Source organism: Streptomyces tricolor (genome assembly GCF_002155905.1).
Classification (GTDB): domain Bacteria; phylum Actinomycetota; class Actinomycetes; order Streptomycetales; family Streptomycetaceae; genus Streptomyces; species Streptomyces tricolor.
This window is the reverse complement of the sequence record NZ_MUMF01000176.1, coordinates 1-5,583: the sequence shown is the minus strand read 5'-3', so window position 1 is coordinate 5,583 and position 5,583 is coordinate 1. Positions and strand designations below refer to the sequence as shown.

The 5,583-nt window shown below is 74.1% G+C and carries 6 protein-coding genes; 1 reads left to right on the top strand and 5 read right to left on the bottom strand.

What is annotated here, in order from left to right:
* A partial coding sequence (locus CCN44_RS13865) for a Uma2 family endonuclease (protein ID WP_086697811.1) occupies positions 1-583 on the bottom strand: 583 nt, incomplete at its 3' end.
* 133 nt (positions 584-716) lie between these two features.
* Positions 717-1,826, bottom strand: coding sequence for a mechanosensitive ion channel family protein (locus CCN44_RS13860; RefSeq protein ID WP_059249591.1), 1,110 nt, complete (start codon positions 1,824-1,826; stop codon positions 717-719).
* A 316-nt stretch (positions 1,827-2,142) separates the two neighbouring features.
* Between CCN44_RS13860 and CCN44_RS13855 the strand changes: the two genes are divergently transcribed.
* On the top strand, positions 2,143-2,679 hold the full coding sequence (locus CCN44_RS13855; protein WP_030608086.1) for an HNH endonuclease: 537 nt from the start codon (positions 2,143-2,145) through the stop codon (positions 2,677-2,679).
* A gap of 143 nt (positions 2,680-2,822) precedes the next feature.
* Here CCN44_RS13855 and CCN44_RS13850 read toward each other — a convergent pair whose 3' ends face one another.
* The 3 genes from CCN44_RS13850 to CCN44_RS13840 are packed head-to-tail and all read right to left on the bottom strand — an operon-like array spanning position 2,823 to position 5,547.
* Positions 2,823-3,425 (bottom strand): hypothetical protein, encoded by a 603-nt coding sequence (locus tag CCN44_RS13850; protein WP_059249590.1) that lies wholly within the window; start codon positions 3,423-3,425, stop codon positions 2,823-2,825.
* A complete protein-coding gene (locus CCN44_RS13845) occupies positions 3,422-4,777 on the bottom strand; it encodes a hypothetical protein (protein ID WP_086697809.1) in 1,356 nt (451 codons plus the stop codon). Before CCN44_RS13845 ends, CCN44_RS13850 begins: the two co-directional genes overlap by 4 nt.
* Positions 4,774-5,547 carry an ABC transporter ATP-binding protein gene (locus CCN44_RS13840; protein WP_189397201.1) on the bottom strand — a complete coding sequence of 258 codons (774 nt, stop codon included), beginning with the start codon at positions 5,545-5,547 and terminating at the stop codon, positions 4,774-4,776. Before CCN44_RS13840 ends, CCN44_RS13845 begins: the two co-directional genes overlap by 4 nt.
* Positions 5,548-5,583 lie beyond the last annotated feature (36 nt).

The window sequence follows — 5,583 nt, the reverse complement described above, 5'->3', positions numbered from 1 at the left end:
GGTAGGGAGCGGGGAGGGGGAGGGGGTCGCCGAGGGTGACCTTGGTGTCGGTCTTGTAGTAGGCCTCGGTGGGGTCGTCGCCGGAGAGGACGGGGTCCGTGTGGCAATGGGCGGTCTTCGTCTCGCGGTTGATCAGGACATAGATCGGGATACCGGCGGCGGCGTAGGCGGCCAGCTTGGGGCCGGTGTCGACGGTGTGATTGGTCGACGTGACCTCGCCGACCAAGGCGACCATGTCGATGGGGTACCAGCCCTTGTGGGCCTTGAGATAGGAGCCGTCCAACTCGGTCGGCTCGCGGTGCAGGACGTAGAAGTCGGGAATCACCAGAGCCATGGTGCTGCCGTCCGAGTGAGCCGCCCGGAAGCCCATGCCCATGCCTGCCAGGTCGAGCCCGGCCGTGTGGAGCTGGACCACGAGCCTGACCGAGCCCTTGCTGTGGTGGTAATCCGGCTGTGGCGGCACGATGACCGTCCCCTCGACGTACTCGGGTCGAATCGGCGCCACGGACGCCTCCTCGAACGCAATCAGCAGATCGATGGGGTCCTGCGTCATCACCGGCTCCATGATCGGTTCCGCGCTCATCGCTTCTCCTCGTCACGCTGATGCCAGGCTAAGCCCGCGCTGGGCGCCCCGGCAGAACGATGGGGCACCCCGCGCGCTCCCGGCGCCGGAATGCCCCACCCGTTCACTCGAACGTGAGTGCCGAACCGTTCCGCTACTTCACCGGCGGCTCGGCGCGCTGGGCGACGATCGGGGCCGTCGCCTTCGCCTGCGGCGAGTCCGCGTTGGAGTACACCGACGGAGCCGCGACCGTCGCCGTCGGGTCCGGGGCGTCCTCCTGGTCCTCGACGGCCGTCGCGCCGCCCACGATGCGGATGCTCGCCGCGTCGAACGCCCGCTTGATCCGCCAGCGCAGCTCCCGCTCCACCGTCACCGACTTGCCCGGCATCGTCCTGGCCGAGACCCGGACCACCATGGAGTCGATCAGCACCGAGTCCAGGCCCAGCACCTCGACCGGGCCCCACAGCAGCTCGTTCCAGGGCTCTTCCTTGCTCATCTTCTCGGCGACCTCGTCCAGCGTCGCCTTCACCCGGTCCAGGTCCTCGCTCGCCCGCACGGTCACGTCGACGCCGGCCGTCGCCCAGCCCTGGGACAGGTTGCCGATCCGCTTGACCTCGCCGTTGCGGACGTACCAGATCTCCCCGCTGTCGCCGCGCAGCTTCGTCACGCGCAGCCCGACCTCGATCACCTCGCCGGTGGCCACGCCCGCGTCGATCACGTCGCCGACGCCGTACTGGTCCTCCAGGATCATGAACACGCCGGACAGGAAGTCCGTGACCAGGTTCCGCGCGCCGAAACCGATCGCCACACCCGCGACACCGGCCGACGCCAGCAGCGGCGCCAGGTTGATCTGGAAGGTGGACAGCACCATGAGCGCGGCCGTGCCGAGGATCAGGAAGCTCGCCACCGACCGCAGCACCGAGCCGATCGCCGCCGCCCGCTGCCGCCGCCGCTCCGCATTGACCAGCAGCCCGCCCAGCGCGGTGCCGTCCACCGCCTGCACGGTGCGGTTCATCCGGTCGATCAGCTTGGTGATCGCCCGCCGCACCACCGCGCGCAGCGCGACCGCCACGACCACGATCAGCAGGATCTGCAGCCCCATCGCGAGCCACGTCGACCAGTTCTGCTCGACCCAGCTGGCCGCGTTCGTCGCGCTCTCCTGGGCGTCCTGGAGCGTCGGCACGGCCGGAGTGGACCCCGAAGGGGACGGCGACGGGGACGGCGAGGCGTCGGCGGCCAGGAGGACGGCGGGCGGGGACGACACGGCAGGTACCTCCCAGGTGCTGCGCGGTCCGCGCCGGCGGGCGGTCAAGGTCACGAAAAGGTCACCGGGCGGACAGGACAACCACACTAACGGGGCATTGTGTGTGCCTCGTGCCGATCCGCACAGGAGGCGCGAAGGAGAGACACGACTCACGCGGGCTTGAACCGGCCATGATCCGGGGGATGTATCGGGTGTGGTCGAAAACACTCCCAGCCCGTTACCGGGACATGGTGGCGCGTTCACCAGGCATGAGGGGAGACTGACTGCAGATCGTCCCGGCGCGAGCCACGCGCCGCCGACGCCCAAGGAGGCACCCGTGCCGCATGTCCTGGTCCTCAACGCGTCGTACGAGCCGCTCGGCGTCGTACCGCTCCGCCGCGCGCTCGTCCTCGTCCTGGAGAACAAGGCAGTCTCCCTGGAGGAATCCGGCGCCTATATGCACAGCGCAACCGTCACCCTCCCCGCACCCAGCGTGGTCCGGCTCAAGCGATTCGTCCGGGTCCCCTATCGGGGGCCCGTCCCGCTGACCCGCCGAGCGCTCTTCGCGCGCGACGGCGGCCGGTGCATGTACTGCGGTGGCGTCGCAACCAGCGTCGACCACGTCATCCCGCGCAGCCGCGGGGGCAAGCACGTCTGGGACAACGTGGTGGCGTCCTGCCGCCGCTGCAACCACGTCAAGGCCGACCGCCACCTGGTGGAGCTGGGCTGGCGGCTGCGGCACAAGCCGGCTCCGCCGACCGGGCTGGCCTGGCGGATCATCGGCACCGGCCATCGCGACCCGCGCTGGTTGCCGTACTTGCAGCCGTACGGCGCGGATGACGCCTTGGCCCGGATCGACGGTGTGTCCGCCTAGATCCGGGCCGGTGTGTTTGCGCCTGCGGGGAGGGACGGCTGGCGGTCCCCGGCGGCTGCGGGTGCGTGGGGCCTGCCGCGCCCGCGCGGCGGGGCCGGATGTCGAGCCCCGCGCCCCTCGGCTCGGTCCCCCCGCCCGGAACGTCAGCTGCGCGGCCCCTCCGGGCGGGCTCCCCGGACCGCGTACAGCGTCGCGCCCGCGACGAACGCCGCCACCGCCGTCGCCCACGCGCCCGTCTGTGCGCCCGGCTGCATCGGCCAGGCCCAGATCGTGGCCGCCCGGCCCTCGGCGGCGGTGGAGCCCAGGTACACGGCGGTCACGTAGCCGAAGGCGGGGAGCCAGCTCAGGCGGGCGCCCAGGAGGACGGCCGCCGCCGCCGTGAGACCCGTGCAGCCCAGCGTGTTGCGGAGCACGGCGGGCGGGCCGAAGGTCTCCGCGTGGCCGAGCACGGCCGGCGTCACCAGCAGGGCCGCCAGCGCGGTCAGCGCCGTGAGGTGCGCCAGGCGGCGCGGCCACCAGCGGCGTACGGCCGTACGGTCCAGCTCGTCCGAGGCGCTGTACAGGCTCGTCCCGATCACCGCCGACGCCAGCAGCGGCGCCAGCGCCACGATCGGCACCCGGCGGTCGGGATCCAGGTAGGCGTCCAGCCGGCCCGCCGCCCACACCGCGAAGGCGGCCGTGCCGGCCAGCGCGGCCAGGGTGGCGGGCAGGGCACGGGAACGGGCGTACAGGAGGAGTCCGGTCACAGCGCCGGCACCCCCTCGGCGTCACAGCCGGCGCGGGCCGCGAAGTACGCCGACAGCCACGCGCGGCGCTCGTCCTCCGCCATGCCGGCGAGCCGGGCCCGGGCGGCGAGGATCCTGCGCTCCTCGTCAGGACCGCCGGGCACCAGGCCCTTCTTCTGCAAGGCGTTCGGCGCGAGGTAGGACTCCACGGCGTCGTCCGCCCACAGCACGCGGGTGGAGACCGCCCCCTCGGGGCAGTCGCCGCGCCCCGACAGCGCGGTGACGGCCTCCCACGCGAACTGCTCCGGATCGGTCAGCCGCCCCCGTACGGCCGACCAGCCGAGCGGAGTGAGCCCCGGCAGCGGGGCCTCGTCCGCACGCGGGGCGCCGCCGTGGTCCGCCCACCGCACCGGCAGGTTCCGCACGCCCTCCAGCTTGTCCGTGACGCCCGACAGGGCCTCGCCGACCTGCGGGAGCATCCCGGCGTACCGGGCGTTCACACACACCGCCGGGGTGGTGGAGGTGTCGCACACCTGACGGCGGGCGAGCGGATCGGTGTGCCACAGACCGTCCCCGGCCTGCGCCAGCAACGCACCCGCGGACAGCGCGGCGGCCAGCGGCAGCAGGGCCGTCACCCGGCGCCGGGCCGCGTACGCCAGCGCGGCGGCGCACGCCAGACCGCCCGTCCACACCGCCATGGCCCACGGCTGCCACCACACCGGCAGCTCGCCGACCGGAACGGGATCGGCGGGGTTCAGCGGGCGGGCGCCGGCCGGGCCGCCCATCTCCAGGAAACCCAGCCCCAGATAGCCGGCCATCGCCAGCAGCGGGGCCGCCAGCCGCGTGGGCACGACCCGGCCCACCACATGCCCGGCCAGCGTGCCCGCCGCCATGACGGCCGTGTCCCCCGGCACCAGCGCCAGGTGCGGCCGGTCCCCCTGGACGTAGGGCCAGGTGGCGAGCAGCGCCGCGGCCACCGCGACCAGGTAGCCGGCGGCCACCCAGAGCGCGACGGGCAGCGCCGGGACCAGCAGGCGGGCCAGCGGCGGCCGTACGGTCGTGGCCCACAGCTCCTCCGTACCGCGCCGGCGCTCCCGGCCGCCCTGCCAGCAGCCCGCCGCCGCGGCCAGCGGAAGGGCGATCAGCAGGGCCGTGTGCGCCTCGGTGGCGGTCTCCGCCCACCCGCCCTGCCAGCGGTCCGCCGTGCCGGCCAGCATGCCGCCGAACGTCAGCAGCACCGCGGCCCCGGCCCAGGGAGCGAAGCCCCGCAGGGCCTCGGCCCGCAGCGGGTGCGGGGCCCGCCCGCCCGGCGCCTTGCGCTGCCCGCCCTCAGTGGGCTCTGCCGGATGGCCGGCATCGGTGACGAGGCTCATCGGACCGCCTCCCGCGCACCCGTCGTGCGGTGCGCCCGCAGCGCCGCCGTGTACCCGCGCTCGATCGGATGGTCGCCCGGCCCGCCGGACGCCTCGCCGAGCAGGGACAGCGCCTGCGGCGTGCCCCGGTACGCGATCCGGCCCGCGTCCAGCAGCGTCACCTCCGTACAGGCGGCGGCCACGTCCTCCACCAGGTGGGTGGAGACCACCACGGTCGCCGAGGCGCCCAGCTCGCGCAGCAGCGCGCGGAACTCCACCCGCTGCTCCGGGTCCAGACCGGCGGTCGGCTCGTCCAGCAGCAGTACGGCGGGGTCGTTGACGATGGCCTGCGCGATGCCGACCCGGCGGACCATGCCGCCGGACAGCGTCCGCACCTTGGCGTCGATGCGGTCCGCGAGGCCGACGCGGGCCACCGCGCGCTCCACGGCCGCCGGGACCCGCTCGGCCGGCATCTCCTTCAGCCAGGCCACGTACGCCACGAAGTCCCGCACGGTGAAGCCCGGGTAGTAGCCGAACTCCTGCGGCAGGTAGCCCAGCCGGCGCCGCACCCCGGCCAGCTTGCGGTGGCCGGAGGTGTCCTCGCCGAGCAGCTCCACCCGGCCGGCGTCCGGCCGCGCCACCGTGGCCAGCACCCGGATCAGCGAGGTCTTCCCGGCCCCGTTCGGCCCCAGCAGCCCGTGCACACCGGTGCCGAGCGCCAGGTCGAGCGAGTCGAGGGCCAGCGTCTTGCGGTGCCGGACCCGCAGGCCGGTCACGCGTAGGGAACTCATGGACTCTCCAGGGGAGGGGAGGGGACGGGCGGAGGG